General features: G+C 65.0%; 21 protein-coding genes. 12 read left to right on the top strand and 9 right to left on the bottom strand.

Annotated elements, in window-relative coordinates; all coding sequences use genetic code 11:
* Nucleotides 1-49: 49 nt before the first annotated feature.
* Both AC3WLX_RS32625 and AC3WLX_RS32620 read right to left on the bottom strand, forming a co-directional pair.
* Entirely contained in the window at nt 50-1,570 is a 1,521-nt protein-coding gene (locus AC3WLX_RS32625; protein ID WP_492339032.1) for a restriction endonuclease subunit S, read from the bottom strand.
* On the bottom strand, nt 1,570-4,308 hold the full coding sequence (locus tag AC3WLX_RS32620) for a type I restriction endonuclease subunit R (protein WP_492339031.1): 2,739 nt from the start codon (nt 4,306-4,308) through the stop codon (nt 1,570-1,572). Before AC3WLX_RS32620 ends, AC3WLX_RS32625 begins: the two co-directional genes overlap by 1 nt.
* A 159-nt stretch (nt 4,309-4,467) precedes the next feature.
* Between AC3WLX_RS32620 and AC3WLX_RS32615 the strand changes: the two genes are divergently transcribed.
* From AC3WLX_RS32615 to AC3WLX_RS32575, 9 genes are all read left to right on the top strand, one after another.
* A complete protein-coding gene (locus AC3WLX_RS32615) occupies nt 4,468-5,334 on the top strand; it encodes a hypothetical protein (protein WP_492339030.1) in 867 nt (288 codons plus the stop codon).
* 110 nt (nt 5,335-5,444) lie between these two features.
* Complete coding sequence (locus AC3WLX_RS32610) at nt 5,445-6,173, top strand: GntR family transcriptional regulator (protein WP_492339029.1); 729 nt, start codon at nt 5,445-5,447, stop codon at nt 6,171-6,173.
* A 46-nt stretch (nt 6,174-6,219) separates the two neighbouring features.
* Nucleotides 6,220-7,182, top strand: coding sequence for an ABC transporter substrate-binding protein (locus AC3WLX_RS32605; RefSeq protein WP_492339028.1), 963 nt, complete (start codon nt 6,220-6,222; stop codon nt 7,180-7,182).
* Between the two features lie 5 nt (nt 7,183-7,187).
* A complete protein-coding gene (locus tag AC3WLX_RS32600; protein WP_492339027.1) occupies nt 7,188-7,943 on the top strand; it encodes an ABC transporter permease in 756 nt (251 codons plus the stop codon).
* The gene (locus tag AC3WLX_RS32595) at nt 7,922-8,728 is read left to right on the top strand and encodes an ABC transporter ATP-binding protein (protein WP_492339026.1); all 807 of its coding nucleotides are present in this window, start codon (nt 7,922-7,924) and stop codon (nt 8,726-8,728) included. The genes AC3WLX_RS32600 and AC3WLX_RS32595 overlap by 22 nt, the downstream gene beginning before the upstream one ends.
* Nucleotides 8,729-8,735: 7 nt before the next feature.
* Nucleotides 8,736-9,545 carry an ABC transporter permease gene (locus AC3WLX_RS32590; protein ID WP_492339025.1) on the top strand — a complete coding sequence of 270 codons (810 nt, stop codon included), beginning with the start codon at nt 8,736-8,738 and terminating at the stop codon, nt 9,543-9,545.
* Between the two features lie 9 nt (nt 9,546-9,554).
* Entirely contained in the window at nt 9,555-10,214 is a 660-nt protein-coding gene (locus AC3WLX_RS32585) for a polysaccharide deacetylase family protein (RefSeq protein ID WP_492339024.1), read from the top strand.
* Between the two features lie 3 nt (nt 10,215-10,217).
* Complete coding sequence (locus AC3WLX_RS32580; protein WP_492339023.1) at nt 10,218-11,087, top strand: fumarylacetoacetate hydrolase family protein; 870 nt, start codon at nt 10,218-10,220, stop codon at nt 11,085-11,087.
* 52 nt (nt 11,088-11,139) lie between these two features.
* Nucleotides 11,140-12,183, top strand: a complete 1,044-nt coding sequence (locus tag AC3WLX_RS32575) for a 5-methyltetrahydropteroyltriglutamate--homocysteine methyltransferase (protein ID WP_492339022.1) — start codon at nt 11,140-11,142, stop codon at nt 12,181-12,183.
* A gap of 132 nt (nt 12,184-12,315) precedes the next feature.
* On the opposite strand, the gene AC3WLX_RS32570 is transcribed toward AC3WLX_RS32575, so the two are convergent.
* From AC3WLX_RS32570 to AC3WLX_RS32560, 3 genes are all read right to left on the bottom strand, one after another.
* Entirely contained in the window at nt 12,316-13,590 is a 1,275-nt protein-coding gene (locus AC3WLX_RS32570) for a Spy/CpxP family protein refolding chaperone (RefSeq protein WP_492339053.1), read from the bottom strand.
* Nucleotides 13,591-13,746: 156 nt separating this feature from the next.
* Nucleotides 13,747-14,808 (bottom strand): LysM peptidoglycan-binding domain-containing protein, encoded by a 1,062-nt coding sequence (locus AC3WLX_RS32565; protein ID WP_291625440.1) that lies wholly within the window; start codon nt 14,806-14,808, stop codon nt 13,747-13,749.
* Nucleotides 14,809-15,176: 368 nt separating this feature from the next.
* Nucleotides 15,177-16,223, bottom strand: coding sequence for a class I SAM-dependent methyltransferase (locus tag AC3WLX_RS32560; protein WP_492339021.1), 1,047 nt, complete (start codon nt 16,221-16,223; stop codon nt 15,177-15,179).
* Between the two features lie 140 nt (nt 16,224-16,363).
* On the opposite strand from AC3WLX_RS32560, the gene AC3WLX_RS32555 reads away from it, so the two are divergent.
* Nucleotides 16,364-17,410 (top strand): GlxA family transcriptional regulator, encoded by a 1,047-nt coding sequence (locus AC3WLX_RS32555; RefSeq protein ID WP_492339020.1) that lies wholly within the window; start codon nt 16,364-16,366, stop codon nt 17,408-17,410.
* A gap of 40 nt (nt 17,411-17,450) precedes the next feature.
* On the opposite strand, the gene AC3WLX_RS32550 is transcribed toward AC3WLX_RS32555, so the two are convergent.
* The 3 genes from AC3WLX_RS32550 to AC3WLX_RS32540 all read right to left on the bottom strand — a co-directional run bounded on the left by AC3WLX_RS32550 (nt 17,451) and on the right by AC3WLX_RS32540 (nt 18,116).
* On the bottom strand, nt 17,451-17,573 hold the full coding sequence (locus AC3WLX_RS32550; RefSeq protein WP_492339019.1) for a hypothetical protein: 123 nt from the start codon (nt 17,571-17,573) through the stop codon (nt 17,451-17,453).
* 101 nt (nt 17,574-17,674) lie between these two features.
* Complete coding sequence (locus AC3WLX_RS32545) at nt 17,675-17,851, bottom strand: hypothetical protein (protein WP_291625446.1); 177 nt, start codon at nt 17,849-17,851, stop codon at nt 17,675-17,677.
* Nucleotides 17,841-18,116 carry a hypothetical protein gene (locus AC3WLX_RS32540; protein WP_492339018.1) on the bottom strand — a complete coding sequence of 92 codons (276 nt, stop codon included), beginning with the start codon at nt 18,114-18,116 and terminating at the stop codon, nt 17,841-17,843. The genes AC3WLX_RS32545 and AC3WLX_RS32540 overlap by 11 nt, the downstream gene beginning before the upstream one ends.
* 290 nt (nt 18,117-18,406) lie before the next feature.
* Between AC3WLX_RS32540 and AC3WLX_RS32535 the strand changes: the two genes are divergently transcribed.
* Nucleotides 18,407-19,300, top strand: a complete 894-nt coding sequence (locus AC3WLX_RS32535) for an efflux RND transporter periplasmic adaptor subunit (RefSeq protein ID WP_492339017.1) — start codon at nt 18,407-18,409, stop codon at nt 19,298-19,300.
* A 187-nt stretch (nt 19,301-19,487) separates the two neighbouring features.
* Here the strand turns inward: AC3WLX_RS32535 and AC3WLX_RS32530 are convergent, their stop codons facing one another.
* Nucleotides 19,488-20,336, bottom strand: a complete 849-nt coding sequence (locus AC3WLX_RS32530; protein WP_492339016.1) for a caspase family protein — start codon at nt 20,334-20,336, stop codon at nt 19,488-19,490.
* A 419-nt stretch (nt 20,337-20,755) separates the two neighbouring features.
* Here AC3WLX_RS32530 and AC3WLX_RS32525 point away from each other — a divergent pair, with 419 nt between their 5' ends.
* Nucleotides 20,756-22,483 (top strand): hypothetical protein, encoded by a 1,728-nt coding sequence (locus AC3WLX_RS32525; RefSeq protein WP_492339015.1) that lies wholly within the window; start codon nt 20,756-20,758, stop codon nt 22,481-22,483.
* Nucleotides 22,484-22,580: the final 97 nt, after the last annotated feature.

Raw genomic sequence — 22,580 nt, 5'->3', positions numbered from 1 at the left:
AACCTCCATGATATATTTCTTCGACGAGTATATCATATGATGTGTATCATTACGTTGCAAGGTCATTTGCGCGTGCCACCTTGCGCCCGCGCTTGGCTTGAGCTCCGCTTTGTTCCGCGGCAAGGCCCGTCAGCAGGACGCTCGCAGACTCATCCGCGGGATCTTGCGGCACGAGGCGACCTTCGAAGGCGGCCTTGAGGACGGATTGCTTGAGGCGGGCTGCGTCGGAGGCTTCGGCATCAAGGATCGCCAATACGTCGTTTGCAGCGGATTCGCTCTCGCGAAATGCCTCGACGATCGCTTGCTGCTCCGCTTCGGGTGGAAGCGGAAACTCCATCACAACAAAACGCACCTGGGTCAGATGGCCAATATTTGTGGTGATTCGGCTTTCGCGCTTGAAGCGGCCAGAGTGCATGTAGTGTCTAAAAACGATCAAGGCATATTCCGGCAACACGCCCGGCTTTGCTCGAAATCGCAACAGAGTTTTCTGGAAGCAACATCCAGCAATTTCGCCGCGATACATCGCCGGCCGTCCGAGCAAATCTGGAGCTTGCCCCTCGTTCAACAGGATATCACCGGAGCGAAGCTCGAATGTCTTGAACTCCGTCGGAGTGAAGTTCATCGACTTCACGTCGGATAGATCGAGACGATCTTCAAGCACGTTCGCAACGCGCAGATAGGGACGCATATTGTCCCCGCTGTGGTGCTGCGGCGCGCGCTGGCGCCCGAGTTGGACTTCACCAGCCTCTTCGATCGCACACCAAGTCCAGTCCGGTGGCAGCGGCCGCAACCCCTGTTTCGGCCTCCATCCAGCCTTTGTTGGCGATGCATTCGGATAACGGCTGCGAAGATTCGCAAGGATCTCCGATCCAGACTTATCGGACTGAAGCTTGGCACGACAGTCCCTTGTCAATTCCCCAGTGACGGCCGCCTTCAGCAACGCGCGCCGAAAAGTTTCAAGGCCTTTGCGCGCTTCCGCCAGCGCAGCTTCGCCCTCGGCAATCTCGGCGAATAGCGCGTCTATCCGCGCGACGATGCGGCGCTGCTCGGACAGAGGAGCGACCGGAATAGCGAGTCGCTCCAGCGCCGAGACTTCAATGCTGTTGACGGTCGTACCGTCTTTGGAGCATTCGTGAAGCACCTGTTGCGAAGCAAGCGCAAGATAGAGAGCGATGTAGTGTGGGCTAATTCGATTGCTCGGCGACAGAGCACGCAGATCTTGATTCAGCGTTACGACCCGGTCGGTTACGGCTACCGGAAAGGAGTGGCGAAGAATCCCTGATCGCATCACCATCACGACCGATCCTTCGCACACATACTTGGCTGAGGAGGACACGACAGCTTCCGCTGTTATCCTGTCTTCAGTATCTCCAATGATGTCGACCTTCATATCCTTGGGTGAAACCCACGGGACAGTGCCGTTTTGCCAAAAGGATGCATTGGCTTTCGAAGGTGTACCACCACCGGTCCAAGTGCCCAGACTGCCGAGCGACATCCACACCCAACCGTCGGGCAACTTCCATAGCTCTTTCTGGGATGAATGGCTTTGATCGATGATTGACAAGTCCATTAAGCCACCAGGACATCCGTCAGTTCATCCAGCAAGGCCGGCAGCTTCGCCCCGAACAACGCCCGCGCCCGCACGATCCCGCCACGCGCGGAGAACTCCGGCGCGTCCATCATGTCCTCGGCACGGATTTCGATGTTCACCGAAAGATGATCGCGAATGGCCATCAGCCAGTTCCTCTGTTCCTTGCTGTAGCTCCGCCCGGCCTTCTCCTCGCGCCCCAGCCAGAGATTGAAACGCCCCGCGACCAGCGAGGACAGTGGCTCCAGCTGTTCGCTCTCACCGATCGCATAGCGCACCAGCATCACGATATCCGCCAGCGTGCCCGCAGGATTGCTGCGCACCTTGTCGGAGGCCAGCCGCTTGTAGGCGCGCCAGATGTCAGGAGGTTCCAGAAGCCAGGGCGGACGTCTCAGTGCCTCTCTCAAATCATCCACGGCCTCGTAGGTCAATCGGCGCTGTGCATAAGGCAACCGATAGAGAATCTGAAGCGCAGTCAGCTCGTCGCGGCGCTCCTCCAGGAAGCGCTTGAACCGATCGACGGTATCAGTGGCTTTCTTCTCGTCCCAGCCGGAGGACACCACGGCATCAGTCGAGACTGTATCGATGCGGATGTCGGCGGCGGCCTTGACCTCCTTGAGCAGCCGCCGCAGCGAGGGGTCATCGAAAATAGTCGCGGCTTCATCCTTGACCCCGTCACGCGCCTTCTTCTGCTCGGGTTCAGGCGCATCCTTCGGGATGCGCGCTGCCGGCGCGTCCGGGTCGATGGCATTGAGGAGGCGCGCGGCGAGGCCGCCGAGATCGACGCCGCCTGAGGCCTTGGTGATGGCGGCGCGATCCTTGTCGCTGATGCGACGATCAAGCGCGGCCAGACGTCCGGCCAGCGTTGCAAAGGCATCGTCATCGCGCCGCCCGGCGGCGATGTCGTCGATCAGCCGGTCGAACGACACGGCGCGCTGACGTTCCAACGGTTGGGACACCGTCTTGAGGCTTTCGGTGACGCCGACGGCATCGATCAGCACGAAGCGCGTCTTGGCCTCGGCGTCCGGCGTGACCTCGCGCAGTTTTTCGATCGAGATCGTGCGTGCGCCGCGGCCCTTCATCTGCTCGAAATAGAGCTCCGACCTGACGTCACGCAGGAAGATCACGACCTCCAGCGGCTTCACGTCCGTGCCTGTGGCGATCATGTCCACCGTAACGGCGATACGTGGATTGTAGTCATTGCGGAACGCGCGGATCAGGCCTTCGGGATCACCACCATCGGTCTTGTAGGTAATCTTCTTGGCGTAATCGTTGCCCTTGCCGAAGACCTCGCGGACGAGATTGGTGATCTCCTCGGCATGGTGATCGTCCTTGGCAAAGATCAGCGTCTTGGGCACTTCGCTGCGTCCCGGGAAAAGTTCGGTGAATAGCGAGTCCCTGTAGGCCTCCAGCACGGTCCTGATCTGGTTCGGCACCAGCACCGAGCGGTCGATCTGGTCAGGAGTATAGGTGAAATCCGCGTCGAGCTTTTCGTAGCGCTCGGCTCGCGTGCGCTTATCGCGCACCGGCAGGTCATAGCCGGCTTCCACGGTGCTGCCGCGCTCGCCAATCTCGGTGCGGATGCGGAAGATCTCGAAGCCGACGTTCACGCCATCAACGACGGAGCGTTCGTAAGGATACTGCGCGACGAGGTTCTTGCCGAAGAAGCCGAGCGTGTGCAGCGACGGCGTCGCGGTGAGACCAACGATGAAGGCGTCGAAATAGTCGAGCACCTGGCGCCATGTGCCGTAGATCGAGCGGTGACATTCATCGGTAATGATGAGGTCGAAACTCTCGATAGGAATCGAGGGATTGTAGACAACCAGCCGTTCGGCTTCGCTCCGCGAGGCTTCGAAGGACGAGGCTTCCTCCTCGTCTTCTGACAAGTCCCTGCCGGTCAGAACCGAATAGACGCGCTGGATGGTTGCGATAACCACAGCGGCATCCTTGTCGAGGCCGGCCGCGCCGAGCTTCTGCACGTTATAGATTTCGGAGAATGACCTGCCGGTGCCCGACGGCCGATAGGCCAGATATTCGTCGCGGGTCTGGCGCACAAGGTTGGCGCGGTCGGCGAGGAAGAGGATGCGCTTGAAGCCGGCATGCGCCAGCAGACGATAGCTCAGCGTGCAGGCCGTGAAGGTTTTGCCGGCGCCGGTCGCCATCTGCACCAGCGCCCGCGCCTTGTTCTGCTTCAGCGAATTTTCGAGCGCGGAGACGGCATCGACCTGGCAGGTGCGCAGGCCATCCGCGACGACGGCGGGCATGGCCTGAAGCCGGCCGCGCAGCGTGAGCGGTTGCTTCAGCCACAGTTCGAGCGTTTCCGGGCGATGGAAAGAGAAAAGCCGCCGCGATGTCGGATCGGGATCGACGTGGTCGCGGAAGATCGTCTCAGTCCCGGTCGCAACATATTCGAAGCGGACTTGCCCCTCCTCCCGCACGAGGTGCTTTGGGGCACCGGCGATGTAACGGGAGGCCTGCTCCGAAAAGCCTGATAATGTTACCCCTTCGGGCTTGGCTTCGATCACGCCACACAATCTGCGGCCGACGAAAAGGGCATAATCGACGGGGCCGGAATCGGTCTGAAATTCGCGAACGGCCACCCCCACCCCGGCTCCGAGGTTCATGTCCTCTCTGGACTGGGTGACCCACCCTGAAGCGGCCAATTGTCGGTCGATCAGCGACCGCGCCTTGTCCTCGGGGTGGAAGGCGAATTCGTTCATCAGCAACTCTTAGGCGAATCAAGACCCGGCCGGAAGCCCTCCAAAGAGATCGGACTCTCTCCAAATAGGGAGAAGAAGGCCTCCCCCCGAACCAGATCCCTTCTCCCCGCGACCAACCCTCGCCTCGCCGGCGAGGCTAAATCCGGATGGAGACGACCCGTGGCAATTCCGCTGCCTTCGCGTGCCTATGATCTCAAGATGCTTGACCGGCCCGCGGACCGCGTGCGCGACCAGGGCTGGGTGTTTGGCCTGCCGCCGGGCATCGCGAGCGAGGAATGGCCGCTCGATCCCGTCACCGGCTATCCCTTGATGCACGGCTTCACCTTGCTTCTGCCGGAGGACTATCGGGTGCATGGCGACGACATCGTCGCGTTGTCGTTTTTCGCCACCGCGCCCGATCACAATGACGGCGGCGCGCCCGACGACCCGGAAGTCCGCGAGATGGTCATGGCCCGGCCTTCGCACCCGCGCCTGTCGCGCATGACGGACATTCTCGACTACGCCTATGCCGCGCTGCTGTTGACGCAAGCCGAGTATGACGGCGCGTTCGCGACGCCGCCGGCGCCGCTTGCGCTGGCGACGGCCGAGCGGCCGCGCTGGCTCGATGTCGGCGGCGCGCGCGCCTTCTTCGAGGCCGCGCCGGGTTACGCGGAGAAGATGTTTGCGGCACCCCCGCCCGCCGACCTCGGCGCGACGCTTGGGATCGCGCTGGCGGCGCGCGCGAATGATCCCAACGCCGGCAAGGGACCGCAGGACGAATACGTGCGCGAAAATCCGCCGACCGGCTATCAGCCTTACTATTATTACGTCGGCGGCAAACCGAACCCCGACAATTTCCGTCTGCACGACTGGGCCAGGGATCACGCCCACAACCATCTCGGTGGCACCATGCGGCCCTGCCAGGCGGTGCCGGAGATGAGCCCGTTCTACATCGAGTTCGAGGAATATTTCGGCGGCTACAATTTCGGCGGCGGCAACGCGCAGCTGGACTTCAAGAAGATGAAGTTCGACTGGGCGTGCGGGTGAGACAGTCGCGGCCAGCGTGCCGCTGGCACCAACGTTCAACCTGAGCGACCTAGAAAATCGATTTTCGATTTTTGTTGACCCGCCGACGGGGCGCTGCAATCATTTGCCCGATGGGTCCGCTTCAGTTCGACATGTCGGGAAGTCCCGGTGATGGTCCGCGCAGCCTGACGTCGGCGCTGCACGAGCGGCTGCGCGCCGATATCCTGGCGACGCGGCTGCTGCCGGGCCAGAAGCTGCATATCGCCGGCATCGCCAAGCAGTTCTCGGTGAGCCTTGCAGCGGTGCGCGAGGCGCTGTCGCGGCTCGTCGCCGACGGCCTCGTGCAGGCGTCGGACCAGCGCGGCTTCCGGGTCAGCCCGGTGTCGCTCGCCGATCTCGCCGACGTGACCCAGACCCGGATCGACATCGAAGGGCTTGCGCTGCGCCGCTCGATCGAGCGCGGCGACGATTCCTGGCTCGCCTCGGTGCAATCGACCTGGGCAGCCCTGAAGGCCGTCCCCTATCATTACCCCGACGATCCGACCGCGCATTACGAGGAATGGGTGGTCCGCCACCGCATCTTCCACCGCGCGCTGGTCAACGCCTGCGGCTCGCCATGGCTGCTCGGCTTTCGCGACGTGCTGCACGAGCAGAGCGAGAGATATCGGCGGCTGTCGATCCGTCGCGAGCTCGGCGGCAAGCCGCGCGACGTCGAGGCCGAGCACGAGGCGATCGTCGCTGCCCTGGTGGAGCGCGACGCCGACGCCGCCGTTCGCGCCCTGTCGACGCATTTCGGCATCACCAAGGACTTCGTCGAGCTCGCCGCCTCGCGCATCGCGGAGGTGAGCCGCACGAGCTGACGATTCCCAAGAATTCGACACAAAAAAGACAGACCGGGAGGAAACAATGAAGATCAATCGTCGTCACGTAGTCATGTCGCTCGTCGCCGCCGCCATATTCGCCGGCCCGGCGAACGCCGCCGATACCATTCGCGTCGGCCTGCCCACCAAAACATACTGGCCGACGACCATCGCCGAGACCGCGGTGCGTCAGAAGCTGTTCGAGAAGGAAGGCATCAAGGCCGAGCTGACGATCTATCGCAGCGGCGCGGAGACGTTCGAGGGCATGGCTGCAGGCGCCGCCGACATCATCCTCGACCCGCCGTCGCTGGTCTCCGCCGGACGCAAGAAGGGCGTGATGTCGCGCATCGTCGCCAACGCCGCGATGGGCAATTTCGGCTGGCAGCTGATGGTGCCGGTCAAATCGACGCTCGACGTCAAGGACCTCAACGGCAAGAAGGTGGCGATCACCGCGGCCGGCTCTGGCTCGGACCTGCTTGCGCTGTGGACCATCCAGGACAAGAAGATCGATTTCACGCGCGTCCCTGTCGGCGGCGGAGGGCTGGTGCCGAACCTGCTCGCCGGCAATGTCGACGCCGCCGTGGTCTATTCTCCGCTGAGCTTCCAGATCTCGAAGTCGGGCGAAGCCAAGACGATCCTGGATTACGCGACCGCGGTTCCGCCGAACCTCACCGCCGGCTGGATCGTGCTCGACAAGTTCGCCGACGCCAAGCCCGAGCTGGTGCAGAAGGCGGTCAACGCCCTCTACGGCGCGGTCGCGTTCATGCGCGCCAATCGCGACGTCACCGTCAAGCTGATCGCCGAGCTCTACGAGATGCCGCCGGAGATCGCTGCCCTCGAATACGACAACACCATCATGAAGCTCGAGACCAGCGGCGACATGGGCGCGGCCAATGTGAGCGCGGCCGTGCAGCTCTCGCTCGATCTCGCCAAGCTCGGCGGGCTCAAGGACATCGTGCCGGTCGAGGATGTGATCTCGACCAAGTTCAAGCCGGTTCCGACCAAGTAGTCGCGATGCAGGGCAATCTCGCCATCAACCTGGCGCGGATCGCGATCATCGTCGCGATCCTGGCGCTGTGGGAAATGCTGTCACGCACCGGCATCGTCAATCCGCGCCTGCTGCCGTCGGCGTCCGACACGTTCGTGACGCTCGGCGATCTCCTGCAGCGCGCGTCCGTGCAGAAGGACCTGATGGTGACCGCGACCGAGGTGCTGACGGCGTTCGCGCTGGCCGTGCCGGTCGGCGCCTTGATCGGCTTCCTGGTCGCGGAGAACCGCTACTTCGCCGACGTTGCGAAGCCCCTGCTGTTCTTCGCCTTCAGCATCCCGAAATCGATCTTCCTGCCGATGTTCATCCTGGTGTTCGGCGTCGGTTTCGCCCAGAAGGTCGGCTTCGGCTTCTTCTCCACGATCTTCATCGTGATCATGTCGACGACCACGGCGGTGGAGTCGGTCAAGGTCGAGCATCTGACGGTGGCGCGCTCCTATGGCGCCACGCCGATGCAGACCGCGTTCCGAGTCTACCTGCCGAGCATGCTGCCGGTGCTGCTGGAGGCGCTGCGGATCTCCATGATCTTCAATCTCACCGGCGTGATCCTCGCCGAGATGTACGCCTCGCGCGACGGGATCGGCCACCAGATCGCAATCTGGGGCGAGAATTTCCAGATGAAGCAGCTCCTCGCCGGCGTCGTGATGGTCGCCGCGATCGCCATGACCTTCAACGAACTTGTCAGATGGGTGGAAACGCGATGCAGCCATTGGCGAACGTGACCCCGCTCAAGCCCGCCGCGCGCGCCGGCGCGATCGAGGTGAAGAATGTCGGCCAGGTGTTCAAGACCCGGTCGCAGGACGTCGTGGCGCTGGAGGACGTCTCGCTCGAGGTCAAGCCCGGCCGCTTCGTGGTGCTGGTCGGCCCCAGCGGCTGCGGCAAGTCGACCCTACTGATGATGATGGCGGGCCTGCGCCAGCAGACCGCGGGCACGATCACGATCAGCGGCGCGCCGATTCCGCAGCCGGATCCCGACAGGGTCGGCGTGGTGTTCCAGGAGGCGAGCCTGTTTCCCTGGCTGACGGCGGAGGACAATGTCGAGTTTCCGCTGGCGCTGCGCGGCGTTCCCAAGGCCGAGCGGAGGGCCAAGGCGCAGGATGCGCTCAAGCTGGTCGGGCTCGACGGTTTCGGCAAGCGCCATCCGCATGAACTCTCGGGCGGCATGAAGCAGCGGGTCTCGATCGCGCGCGGGCTGGTGCAGGACCCGCCGGTGCTGCTGATGGACGAGCCGTTCGCGGCGCTCGACGAACAGACGCGCATGACCATGGGCGACGAGCTGCTGCGGATCTGGGCCGCCACCGGCAAGACCGTCGTGTTCGTCACGCACAGCCTGACGGAAGCGGTCTATCTCGCCGACGAGGTGATCGTGATGTCGGCCCGGCCCGGCCGCATCGTCGACCATCTCCAGGTCCAGCTGCCGCGGCCGAGGACCTACGAGATGCTGAGCGGGGATGCCTTCGGCAGCCTGCGCGACCGCATCTGGCGGCACATCCGCAAATCGGCATGAGGCGGAGATGAGCGCCAGGATCAGCGCCAAGACGCTGCGACATCTGATCGTGATCGGCTTGATCGCCTTGTGGGAGCTGCTGCCGCGCAGCGGGCTCATTGCCGAATTGTTCCTGCCGTCGCTGTCGTCCACGTTGATGGCCGGCTGGACCGACGCGGGCGAGTACGGCCATGCGCTTGCGGTCACACTCTACGAGGTCGTGGTCTCCATGGCCTTTGCCTGTGGCGGCGGCATCCTGCTCGGCGCGATCGTTGGCAGCCTGCCCGGCCCGCGCGTCCTCATCATGCCGATGGTATCGAGCCTCTACGCGGTGCCGCTGGTGATCCTCTACCCGGTCTTCACCGTCTGGCTCGGTATCGGCTCGGAGTCCAAGATCGCGTTCGCCTCGATCTACGGCTTCCTGCCGACGATGCTGGCGACCGCGGCCGGCATCCAGACCATCGACCCGCAGCTCCTGCTCGCGGCCCGCAGCATGGGCGCGACGCTGAGCCAGCGGCTCGTCCGCGTCATCATCCCTGCGGCAATCCCGACGGTGCTATCGGGTCTGCGCGTCGGCGGTGCGCTGGTCATCGTCGGCGTGGTCGTCTCGGAAATGCTGATCTCCTCGGCCGGCATCGGCTATCTGATCTCGCGCTACCGCACCATTCTCGACAGCGCGCATGTGTTCGCCGGCGTGCTGCTCGTGCTGTTCCTTGCAATCGGCTTCAACGCCATCATCAGGTGGATCGAGCGCAAGGCGGCGATCTGGCAAACCGGCACCCGTGGCGGTCAGGCCAATGACGAGATCGCATCGGGCGCGATGCAGCCGGCGACCTGAGGTACGCGCGTGTACGACCTGACCCTGACATTCGACAACGGCCCCGATCGCAGCGTGACGCCGCGCGTGCTCGACATTCTCGGCCAGCGCGGCATCAAGACCACCTTCTTCGTCATCGGCGAGAAGCTCGCCGATCCCGAGCGGCGCGGCCTTGCGGAGCGCGCGCACCGCGAGGGGCACTGGATCGGCAATCACACCTTTACGCACAGCATTCCGCTTGGCGAGCAATCCGGACGCGATACCGCGGAGAGCGAGATCGGACGCACGCAAGACGCGATCGGCAACCTCGCTCATCCGCAGCGCTGGTTCCGGCCGTTCGGTGGCGGCGGCAATCTCGACCGGCGGCTGCTCAAGCCGTCCGTGGTCGATCATCTCACGCGCGAGAAGCACAGTTGCGTGCTCTGGAATTCCATTCCTCGCGACTGGGATGACCCCGAGGGCTGGACCGAGCGTGCGCTCGACCAGTGCAGCCGGCAGCCTTGGACGCTGATGGTGCTGCACGATCTGCCGACCGGCGCGATGGATCATCTGGAACGCTTTCTCGATCGCGCCGCCGCGGCCGGCGCGCGCTTCCGCCAGGATTTTCCGCCGCCTTGCGTTCCGATCCGCAACGGCGAGATCGCGCTTCCCATCGACGACTATGTTTCCTCCATCGAAGAGAGTGTTTGACCGATGAAAGTTGCAAGCTTCACCATCGCCGGCACGGCGAGCTATGGCATCGTCACCGACAAGGGTGTCATCGACGCCGGCAAGGCCCTGAAGGCCTATCCGACGCTGAAGGCACTGCTTGCGAAGGGCTCGCTCGACGAGTTGAAGAAGCTGGGCGGCGAGAAGCCCGACCACGCGCTCGAGGACGTTACATTGCTGCCGACGGTCCCCGATCCCGACAAGATCTTCTGCATCGGCGTCAACTACGCCACGCATCTTGCCGAGAGCGGCCACCCGACACCGGCGCATCCGATGATCTTCACCCGCTTCGCCAACAGCCAGGTCGGTCATGGCCAGCCGATGATCCGGCCGCTCGAATCCGAGCGTTTCGATTATGAGGGTGAAATGGCCGTCATCATCGGCAAGGCCGGCCGCCGCATCTCGCGTGAAGCCGCGCTCAGCCATGTCGCCGGCTATGCCTGCTACAATGACGGGAGCATCCGCGACTGGCAGCGCCACACCTCGCAATTCGCGCCGGGCAAGAATTTCGCCGGCACCGGCGGCTTCGGACCGTGGATGGTCACGACCGACGAGCTGACCGATATCAGCAAACAGACGCTCATCACCCGGCTCAACGGCGCCGAAGTGCAGAAGGCTCCGATCTCCGATCTCGTCTTCGACGTGCCGGCCCTGATCGCCTATTGCTCGACCTTCACGGAGCTTGCGCCCGGCGACGTGATCGTGACGGGCACGACCGGCGGCGTCGGCGCCTATCGCACGCCACCGCTGTGGATGAAGGGCGGCGACACCGTCGAGATCGAGATCTCCGGCATCGGCATCCTGCGCAATCCCGTCAAGGACGAGGGATCAGTCGCGGCAACGCGCGCGGCCTGAACGGCCGCGCCCAACAACGACAAGCCACAACAACAAGAAGAAAGAGAGCCTCATGCCCATGCCGTCGCACATCCTGCCGACCACCGTGGTCGGCAGCTATCCGCAGCCGGAATGGCTAGTGAACCGCGCCATGCTGTCGAAGGTGGTGCCACGCACGCGCCTGCACGACATGTGGCGGTTGCCGCCGGAGCATCTGGAAGAAGCCCAGGATGATGCCACCATCGTCGCGATCCGCGACATGGAGCGCGCCGGCATCGACATCGTGACCGACGGCGAGATCCGCCGCGAGAGCTACTCCAACCGCTTCGCTACCGCACTCGACGGCATCGACGGGGACAATCCCGCGATGATCGTGGCACGCACCGGCAACACGCAGACGCCGGTGCCACGCGTCGTCGGTCCCGTGCGGCGCAAGGGCCCGGTCGAGCTTCATGACATGCAGTTCCTGCGCAAGAACACGGAGCGTGCGGCCAAGATCACCCTCCCCGGTCCGTTCACCATGAGCCAGCAGGCCAAGAACGAGTTCTACAAGGACGAGGAAGAGCTCGCGATGGCGCTCGCCGAGGCCGTCAACGCCGAGGCGCTCGATCTGCAGAAGGCCGGCGCCGACGTGATCCAGCTCGACGAGCCCTGGGTGCGCAACAATCCGGAGCTCGCCAAGCGCTACGCCGTCAAGGCGATCAATCGCGCGCTGCAAGGGATCACGGTGCCGACCGTGGTGCATCTCTGCTTTGGCTATGCCGCCGTCGTGCCGGGCTCGAACAAGCCCGCCGGCTATTCCTTCCTTGCCGAACTGGACGACACCATTGCCGACCAGATCTCGATCGAGGCGGCGCAGCCGAAGCTCGATCTCGGCGTGCTCAAGGATTTGTCGTCGAAGAAGATCATGCTCGGCGTGCTCGATCTCGCGGACCCCGAGATCGAGAGCGTCGATATCGTCGCCGATCGCATTCGCAACGGTCTGAAATATGTCTCGCCGGATCGTCTCGTCCCGGCGCCGGATTGCGGTATGAAATACATGCCGCGCGCGACCGCGTTCGGAAAGCTGAAGGCGATGTGCGATGCCGCGGCGAAGGTCCGGCGCGAGGTCGGCTAAGCGCGATGAGATTTGGGCGACTCGTCATCGCCCTTCCGGCTTTTGTTCGAGCATGATCTTTTCGGAGAACCGCTACACACTTTTTCGGATCATGCTCTAACGATTTTCGCGCCAAGCGTTTCGGCGAGGGTCTCACGCCCCCCGCTTCGGCCCGATCGCCTCGAACGCGGCCTTCTGCTCGTCGCTCAGGTCGGCTTGGAAATCGTCGAGCGCGTCGGCCACGCCGTTCACCGCCTCGCGCATGGTCTGCAGCCGCGCCTTCACGGCGGCAAGGCGGGCCTGCGCCGTCGCGGCGGGCTCGGTCGGGCAGGCGCTGAGCGTCTGCATGGTGCGGAGCGCGGTGCCCTGCAGCACCTCGAGGCGGGCGCGGGCGACCTCGTCGAGATGGAGGGTCGCGGCGATGTCGGCAGCGGGCCATTGCTGCTGCACCAGCTGCTCGTATTGGCGCTGCGCCTTCACGTCGTAGCGGGGATCGTAGTCTGGCTTGCAGGCTGCGGCCGCCTGCGAGTCCTTGCGCTGAAGCGCGGCTAGCGCGGCGCGGCGCTCATTGACGAGGGCGTTGAGCTTGACCTTCTGCTCCTCATTGAGGAGATCGACGAACTTCGACAGCGGCGCTTCGACGGTTTCGACGGCCTTGATCATGGCCTCGATGCGCTCGCGCATCAGGCCGAGGCGAGCCGCAGCATCCGCGGGCACCTGCGCCGGGCAGGCATCGCCGATGGCCTCGGCCGCCGCCGTCCAGGCCGACGCCAGCTCGTCGAGCGCGGCGCGCTGCAACTCGTTCGGCTGCACGGCGCCCGCGATGCGCTCGACCGGCAGGCCGCCGGTGTCGCTGGCCTCGCAGAGGGTCTCGGCGGACGGCACCCGCGCACGCCGGCCCTGCGACCTGGTATAGGCGGCGAGCTCCTTCGCTGCATAGGGCGTGAACAGCGCGGCATAGATGTCGCCATAGCCGTAGAGCGAGAGGCTGGTCGCATCGCCGAGAATGATCGCGTTGGTGAGATCGTCATGGGCGAAGGGCCAGAACACCGGGCCGGCCCAGCCATAGCTGCCATCGGGGTGGCGCCACCAGCCCTGCGATTTGCGGCCACCCTGCCAACCCGCCAGCGCAGCCTGCGCCGTGAGCGCCGCGCGCATGACGTAGGGGTTCGACAGTTGGCCGCGCTCGGCGCGGGAATCCTGACGAGGGTCTCGCGACCTCAGCGCTGCGGAGCGGTAGCGGCTGCCGCGCACCGCCATGCGCGAGTGGCGCAGGCGCGACATCCCCATCATGTGGCCGACGGCGAAGCGCGCCACGCCGAGCGGACCGCCGCGCAACCCGAACTGCGCCTCGGCCTTGTCTGGCAGCAACACTGCCCCAATCACGAGAGCTGCGCCCGCCAGCGCCAGTCTCATGCGCCCCGACATGATTGCCGACTTGACCGCCGACCTGGCCACGTCCTGGCCCTCCCTCGTGGCATGCGCGCAATGCGCCGCAGTCACAATGACGCGCAAGGGAACCGAACGTTCCGAAGCAGCACAGGGCAAAGCGTCGCAACGCTCGTCGGCAACGCCGGAGCGGCGTCACTCCGCCGTTTGCGGCACCACGAAGGTCTGGCCGGGATAGATCAGGTTCGGGTTCTGGATCTTGTCCCGGTTGGCCTTGAAGATCACCGCGTAGCGGGCGCCGTCGCCATAAGCGAGCCGGCTGAGCGCCCACAGGCTGTCGCCCTTGGAGATGACCCGGCTCCCGCCATCCGCCGGGGGAGCGGTCAGCACGTCCGTCGGCGAGGCCGATGCCAGCGTGGTCGGCGCCGGCGCATGGGCGAGCGCTTTCGGTTTCGGCGCGCCGGTCAAGCGCGGCCGGGCCGCCGGCTTGTCGGGCGCCGACGCCAGGCGCGGCGAGGCGGATGGCAGGGCGGCCACGATATCCGGCTTCTCGTCCGGCTTCTCGGCCTGCTTCGTCTCCTGTCTCGCCTCCTGCTTCGCGGCCGGTGCGGGCCGCGCCGCTTCGGCGATGGTCACGGGCATGGTCCGGCCGGACTCTGCCACCGTGCCGTCCGGCGCCTTGGCCCGGAGCGTCAGCTCATAAGAACCGGCAGGCAATTGCGGCGGCGTCATCACGAACTGGCCCGAAGCGTCCGCGACCGCGGTATCGAGCGGCTTGCCGTCGCGCAGCAGCTCGACCCTCGCGCCCGGCGCGGCGCGGCCGGCAATCACCGCGGCTTCGCCGCGCTCGTCGATGCGGCCGACGTCGAAACGGGGGCCGGCATCTGCGGCCGGAGCCGGCGGCTTGCGAGGCACAAGATCGCCGAGCGCGGCCACCTGCTTCTGCGTCTCGGCCAGCACGCCCGCCTTCGGCTCGGTGCCCTGCGTCGGCGCTGCTGCGGGGGCAGGCGGTGCGGCGGCGGCAAGCTCCGGCTTGGGCTCAGGTTTGGCCTCAGCCTTGGGTTCAGCCCTTGGTTCGATCCTGGGTTCGACCTTGGCCTCGACACTGGGCTCGATCTTTGCCTCCGGCCTGGCGGCGACGACGGTCTTCGCCCCGTCCGGCAGCAGGCGGCGCAACTCGGTCGGGCCGACCACGAGCGCAGTGCCGACAAGGGCGAGCAAACAGAAGGCGATGAAGGCCTTGGATGCGGTGATCATCTGAAGGGACCTTGGGTGGCAAATCAGCCGACGGCGGCAAAGTGCGCCGATTTGGCTGCGGCAGCAAGACGGTCGTAGGGATGATTCCTGCCATCCCCGGGATGAACCGGTGCTGCCCCGCAATACCCTAGGCCTCGACGCAGGTCGGCCTCGGTTACGCCCCCGCCGTGAGCGTCCAGAATTCGCGCCATCTGAGGCGGCCGAGCGCAGCCAGCCGCCTCCAGGACCAGTGGGACCGGCCCGCGACCAGCGAGGCGCGGGCGAGAAGGAGGTGGGAGATGATGTCGATCACGGCAATTCTCGCCTTGCGTCCGCAGCATCCGGCCGGACTGCGACCGGGCTGCTGCGCCTCTTGTTGTGCGCGGCCGTCATGGCCGCGCTTCCAGGATCATGTTGAAGGGCGAACCGGCAGCCTTTGCGATCTGCGAGAAGCCGCCCTGACGCAACACCTGCGCGATACGCTTCTCGCCGGCCTGCGCCCCAAGCCCCAGACCAACGTCCTGGCTCAGCGACGTCGGCAGGCAGATGTGGGTGGAGCCCGCGTAGTAAACGCGCCCGACCGGATTGAGATTGTCGGCGAGACTGTCCCCCGCCGTCGGCTCCACCAGCATCAGCGTGCCGTCGTGCTTCAGAGCACCACGGATGTGTCGGGCGGCGCCGACGGGATCGCCCATGTCATGAAGTGCGTCGAACATCGTCACGAGATCGAAGCCCGATCCGGCGAAATCCTGCGCCCGGGCGACTTCGTACCGGAGATTCCGCACGCCGGAGATTTCGGCCGTTGCGCAACCGATCGAGGCATCGTCGTAGTCGATGCCGATGAACTCCGAGTTCGGGAACGCCTCGGCCATCAGCCGTGTCGAATAGCCATGGCCGCAGCCGACGTCCGCGACCTTCGCACCCCGCTCCAGCTTCTCGACGACGCCGCCGAGCGCAGGCAGCCATTCGGCGATCAGATGCGCACGATAGCCAGGCCGGAAGAAGCGGTCGACGCCGCAGGACATGCAATTGCAGTGATCGCTCCAGCGCAAGCCTTTGCCGGTTCGGAACGCGTCAGCGAGGCGCGGCTCGTCGTGATAGACCGCCGGCAGCAGGCTGAAGCCGCCCACCATCGCGACCGGGCTGTCTTCATCGGCGAAGACCGCGCTCTGCTCCGGCGTCATGCTGAACGTATCGTTGGTCGCAGCGTAACTCACGAAGCCGGAGGCCGCCTGTGCCGACAACCATTCGCGAACGTAGCGCTCGTGAGTCCCGGTCCGATCGGCGAGCTCGGCCGCCGTCATCGGGCGTTCGGCCAGCGCGCGGAATAATCCCAGCCGGTCGCCGAGGACGACCAGCGCCGCATTGGAGGCGGCGCCGAGTTCGTTGACGACGAGGCCAAGCAACTGCTCGAGCTTCTTTTCATCCAGGTTCATGACTTGCTCCTTCGAAGGCGCGCACAATGCGCCCGGTAAGGTGCGACATACGGTGTCTGGACTTGGCGATGCAGAGGCAGAATAGTCAGCTTCGAGCCAATCGAGCCAAAGGCTGCAGAATGTCACGTGGACGTGTACGCGTGAGTATTCCCGTGTTTGCCGAATGCGACCCGTCGATCATCTACGGCGTGTTCGACACGTTGTGGGGCGCAGGACGCATATGGGACGGCGTCAAGGGCGGCACGCCCGACGGCTTGTTCGAGCCGCGGCTGGTCGGCGCCGAGCCCGGCCCGATCACGCTGATCACCGGCGTCAGCATCCTGCCGCAGGACGTGGCCGATCAAATCGCAGCGACCGACATCGTGTTCGTGCCGAACGTGATCGTCACCGCGAAGACCGGCACCGCCGGGCTCGACCGGCGGCTCATCGCGTGGATCAGGAAGATGCACGAGGCGGGCGCGCAGATGTACGGGTCCTGCGGCGGGTCGCTCGTGCTCGCCGAAGCCGGGCTGCTTGACGGATGCGAGGCGACCACACACTGGGTCTACGAGCCGGTGTTTCGAAAGCACTTCCCGGAGGTCAAGCTCCGCATGGAGCGCGTTCTGGTGCAGAACGGCCCCGGACACAATCTGGTCTGCGGCGGCGGCGCCTCGTCATGGCAGGATCTCGCGCTCCTGATCGTCGCCAAATATGGCGGCACGGAAGAGGCGATCCGCATGTCGAAGGTCTTTCTCTACCAGTGGCATCGCGACGGACAATTGCCGTTCGCCTCGATGGTGCAGAACGTCGATCACGGCGACGGCGTGATCACGCGGTGCCAGGACTACATCGCGCAGAATTATCAGCGGCAGGACGTCATCGCGGCGCTGGTGCAACACTCCGGATTGCCGAAGCGCTCATTCGATCGCCGCTTCCGGGCTGCGACGGGCTATTCGCCGCTCGCCTATGTGCAGACGCTGCGCATCGAGGAGGCCAAGCAACTGCTGGAGACGACGGAAGCTGCGATCGAGGACATCTGTCGCGAGGTCGGCTACGAGGACGTAGCGTCCTTCCGCCGCCTGTTTCGAAAGCAGGCCGGCGTGTCGCCGAAGGACTACCGGCGCAAGTTTCAGCTTCCCGATTACGTGGCGGAATCCCGGCCCCCGACCCTCCGCCAGCCGGCCCGGCCCCGGCGGGCGGCAGGCTAAAGCGCGACATCCTTCCGGATCATGCTCTGGAAGCGGGAGCTCACATCGGCCGTCGGGCCGCCTGCACTTCGACGAATTCAGAGTCGGGGTGGCTGACGATCGTGGCGACCATGATGCCGCTGATGATCAGCGACCAGGCGGTGTTCCAACAGATCCAAAACACGAGCCAGCCTCCGTTTCCATCCCTCGCTGCCGCACCAAGCCAACTTCACAGCGATGCCGCCGTTCCCGGCGCACGACCCCGCCCTGACGTCCGGCGAGGCACTATTTTGGTTTGGTCGGTGGCGGCGCGCGATCGGTTTGGCCGGTGTGGCGCTTTGCCACGACGTCGCCGTCGCGCTCACCCTCGCGCGGGCGCGGCGGAGGCTTGGGCTGGCCGGCCTGACCGCCATGCTTGCCGCCCATGTCGGGTTCACCTTCGAGATCGTTTTCACGGGGCATGGCGCTTCAATGCGAAAGGCACGGCATTGGTTCGAAGCGGCACCGGGTATTTCGCCGATGGGGAACATCGCGGCCCTTCGCTGGCGGGAAGGATCAGGAGCTGCGAGGAATTGCGGCCGAGGGACCTACGTAAACATCCGTAATTTGCCGGATTGCCCGTGGGCCTCATATCTTCGTCATGGATCGACCAATTGTCTTCAAATGCCCTCAGACCGGCCTGAATGTGCAGCATCTGCTTACCGATGAGCCGGGCGATCGCACGCACGTGTCCGTGTCTTGTCCGGCCTGCACGCGATTCCATTTGATCGAGCGCTCCTCCGGCAAGCTGCTGGGTGACCGGCGCAGCTGAACGCGAACCGCCGCCGGCCGCCAGGTGGCTTGGGCGACGAGGGTAACCGGACCTGCCAGGACCGAACCTGTTGTTCAATCCTGCGACTCATCAAAGACTTGCCGCGACCGCCTGCGGCCGCGCATCCTGTTTTCGGACCACGCGGCCGTAGTGCGCGCGGCGTCCGTCTGCTATCGATTGAAGCCATAGCCCTCGTGGAATTTCCGATGCGTCATTTGCCCCGTGCCGTCCTTCGAAACCTGTATCCCGCAGCCGTCGCCGGCCTGCTCGTGCTCGGCCCCAATCCGGGGCTTGCCGCCGAGGACGACGCGCCCAAGGGCCCGGCGGTGACGGTTCTGAAGGTTGCGAAATCCTGCTTCTCCGACATCGTCGAGGCCACCGGCACGATGATCGCGCGTGAGGAAACCACGGTGCGGCCCGAGCGGCCCGGCCTGAAGGTCACGGAGGTGCTGGCGGAAGCGGGCGACACCACCACCGCCGGCCAGGTGCTGGCGCGGCTGGCGCTGCCGGAAGGCGGCACGCTCCAGGTCACCGCGCCGGTGGCGGGCGTGATCTCGAACTCGTCCGCGCAGATCGGTAACTTCGCCTCGGCCAAGGGCGAGGCGCTGTTCACGATCGTAGCGCGCAGCGATTACGATCTGGTCGGCCTCGTGGCCACCTCCGATGTGCGCAAGCTCGCGGTCAACCAGCAGGCCACCGTGCATATCCCGGGCGCCCCCGACATCAGCGGCAAGGTGCGCCGCATCGGCGCGACCGTCGAGCCGAACATCCAGCAGGGGCTGGTCTATATCGGCATCTCCTCGCAGAAGCGGCTGCTGCTCAATGCGAGCGGACGCGCGCTGATCAAGACCGGGCAGAGCTGCAACGTGGCGGTGCCGCTGACCGCCGTGCAGTATTCCTCCGCCGGCACCGTGGTGCAGGTGATCCGCCGCAACCGCGTCGAGACCAAGCGTGTCGAGCTAGGGTTGATGTCGGGCGGCAATATCGAGGTTCGCGAAGGCCTCAGCGAAGGCGACGTCGTCGTCGCCCGCGCCGGCGCACTCCTGCGCGAAGGCGATCCGGTGCGTCCGGTCATGGCGAGCGCGGAAGCTGTGAAGTAGGGATTACAGAAGAAGGTTTGCTTACCCTCCCCTGGAGGGGGAGGGTCGGCTCGCATTTGAGCGAAGCGAAAATGGGAGACGGGGTGGGGTGATCTCTCCGCACGGGCACCGCCCAAGAGGAGAGATCACCCCACCCCGCTCGCGCTTACGCGCGATCGACCCTCCCCCTCCAGGGGAGGGTAAGAAACTAGCCGCCGGTTGCGCCGAAATGGACGTCTTCGAGCAGCGAGGAGGACACGGTCGGAACCTGGTCGCCTTCGCTGGCGCGGGAGATGGCGAGGCGGGTCTTGTTGAAGACGCTCTCGGCGCTGCCCGGCTTGCCGAGATTGGCGAGGAATTCGCTGACCAGCACGCTGTGCTCACCCTTGACGTCATCGACGACCTTGCCGGGGGAAGCGGAGGTGAGGATCAGCGCGTTGTCGGACGCGCTGATCGGCGCGAGGCCGTGGCTGTAGGAGCGGAAGCGGCGCTCGTAAGGATTGCGGCGGGAGGCGTCGACCACGACGAGCTTCGCCTTGGCGCCCTGCTCCTTCATCATCTCGAGCACGCCCTCGATCGACACACCTTGGCGGCGGACGTCCCTTTCCTTCCAGATCACGGCATCGACCGGCAACATGTAGCTCTCGCGGCCGGCCTGCACGCCGTAGCCGCCGAAGAACAGCATGACGACGCTGTCGCGCGTGATCCGGGACTTCAGGCGGTTGACGGCGCGGACCATGTCGTCGCGGGTCGCATCTTCCACCATGTCCACGTCGAAGCCGTTCTTGCGCAGCGACGAGGACAGCGCGCGGGCGTCGTTGATCGACTGCGTCAGCGGCGCACTGGCGTCGGGATAATGTCCATTGCCGATGACCAGCGCCAGGCGGGAACTCTGGCCGATCGAACCGGTGATCCGGTCGGTCGAGACCGCCTTGGCCGCATCGATCGCACGCATGTTGAGAGCAGCATGGGCGCCGATCACCAGCGACACCGTGCCGATGAGGGCTGCGGCGAGGGCGATCGTACGTCGGGAAAGGTCGAGCTGCTTCAAATTCATCTCGGTTCGTTTCCTGTGCCAAAGACCAGCCAAGCGCGCGCACACTGTTTGAGTAGCGCGATAGCGGCTTTAGGTTTGAGGGATTGGCCGGGGGTGTGCCCCCGAATTGCGCGCAATTTGCGGCGCCGCACCAAACAAACCCTTAACCGGATATAGGCCCTGGGGCAATAGATTGCTCATTATTTGAGCTAAACCACTGACGATACTAATCAATTCTCCGCTGCGAATTGCTGAATTCCTGGCTTTCCCGTAGCCTTACGGGACGCGATCATGTCGCCCTCGCGCCGGCTTTTCCGTGACTTCCATCACATTTGTATTTCCCGCGAATCCGGGTAGCTTTTTCAACGACTTGCAGGGGGTGGCACGCGGATGGGAGCGTGCCTGATGTCCCCGACCGAGGCCCCGCGACCAGGTATTTCATGAGCTTTCATTATTTTGCCGGCGCCGCCTGCCGGGCGCTGACGGCGCGGAAGGACGGCCCCTCGCTTTACGACGTCTGCGATCCCGTATTGTCGGGCACGGCCAGCGGCGATCCGCATATCGCCAAATTCTACAAGACCGCGCTCGGCAATCCCGCGCTGCGGATCCTGCTGCGACGCGCGGGCGTGCCCGAGCTGCGTGACGAGGCCAAACTGACGCAGCTGCGGCAGGCACTCACCCAGGCCCGCGACGAGGCCGAGCCCGACTGGGCGGCGGTCGGGCAGCCGATCGCCGCTCTTGTCGACAGCATCGCGCTCGACCATCCCAAGCCGCCGCCGGTGTCGTTCGCCGCCGCCGTGCCGCAGAGCGCCGAGATCGACGGCGTGATCCGCGACTGCGCCCAGCACCTGCTCGGCTCCTACCGCCGCAACGGCTTCCTGCCGACCTATGCCGCCTTCAACCTGATCGGCGATCCCGATGTCCGCGGACGCGAACTGATCATGGCGCTGACGGGGCTGAACGCGCGCGGCTACAAGAATTCCTCGCTGCTGTTCAACCTCGCCCGCGTCTTCATCGCGCGCTCGCCCGCGCGCGCCGTGGTCAATCCGCCCTGGAAAGGCATTGCCGAGCCGATGTGGGAGCCGGTGCAGATCCGCCATCGGTCGGCCTATTACGATGCGTTCTTCATCGAGGCGCTGCTGAGCTATGTCGAGACCGGACTCGCCTCGCCGGCCGACAAGAGCGCCGCGGAGCGCGCCATCGCCGACATGGTCGATTTCTGCATCAACATCAGCCGCGAGCAGGTCGAGGGTTTGGGCGGCGCGCGCTTCGACGTCATCACCGCGCTCGCGCCGGCGCCGCACCCGCGCTTCTCCCGCTACTTCGCGCAGATCAAGCAGGATCTCGGTTTCGGAATCTACGTGCCGGATTGCGACACCACGGCCTGCTCGATCTCTGCGGCAACGCAGGCCGGCTGCACCGATCCGATCATCGACCAGCCGCTGCTGGATTTCTACGCCGGCTACCAGGTGCGCGCCGGCGTCAACGAACCGCGCGTGACCGTGCCGCTCAACGACAATATCGATTACGAGGGCGGGGTTGCGACCTGGATCGACAATCTCGCGGGCGAGCGTCCCTACGGCAACGATCTCGATCCGACCCTCAATCTCGACATTCTCGAGGTCAGCTTTCGCAACCTGGCGCGCTGGAAAATCCTGGAGACTCCGGCGCGGCTCGCCACCGTGCATCGCATCATCGGCTTCCAGAAACGGCTGGCGGCGAGCGGCGCCTTCGCCAATCCGCGCTCGCACATCTATTATCTGCCAGAGCTCTACAGCGCCTATTTCGGCCGCTGCTATGCGGCGTTCCTGGCGCTGCCGCTGGCGGCGCAGGCCGCAATCGATCCCGACGGCGATTTCGATTTCATCCGCCATCGCGTGCTGTCCTACGTCAAGGGCGAGCTGATGGCCGCCGAGATGAACGTGTTCGATGCGGCGCTCGCGCTGATCGCGCTCGGCCATCTCGGCGCCGACCCGCGTGCCTTTGCGCCGGCGCTGAACGTGATCGTCGCGGGGCTCGGCGAAGGCGGCCGTCGCGGTCCGTTCCGCGCCTATGAGTGGAACAAGATGAAGACTCCGACGCGGATTTTGGTCGGCGGTCCCGAGGTGACGTCGGCCTTCGTGCTGATGGGACTGGCGCTCGCCAAGCGGGCGATGGCGCGGGGTTGAGGCGATTTCTCTTACCCTCCCCCTCCAGGGGAGGGTAAGCAAGCCATCGCGCAATGACGGGAAGTTGAAAGCCGATCCGTCAGGCCTAAGCTGGCTG

Source organism: Bradyrhizobium sp. FW305-F6 (genome assembly GCF_058782905.1).
The sequence above is the reverse complement of the archived record's forward strand: the minus strand, read 5'-3'. Positions and strand labels throughout refer to the sequence as shown.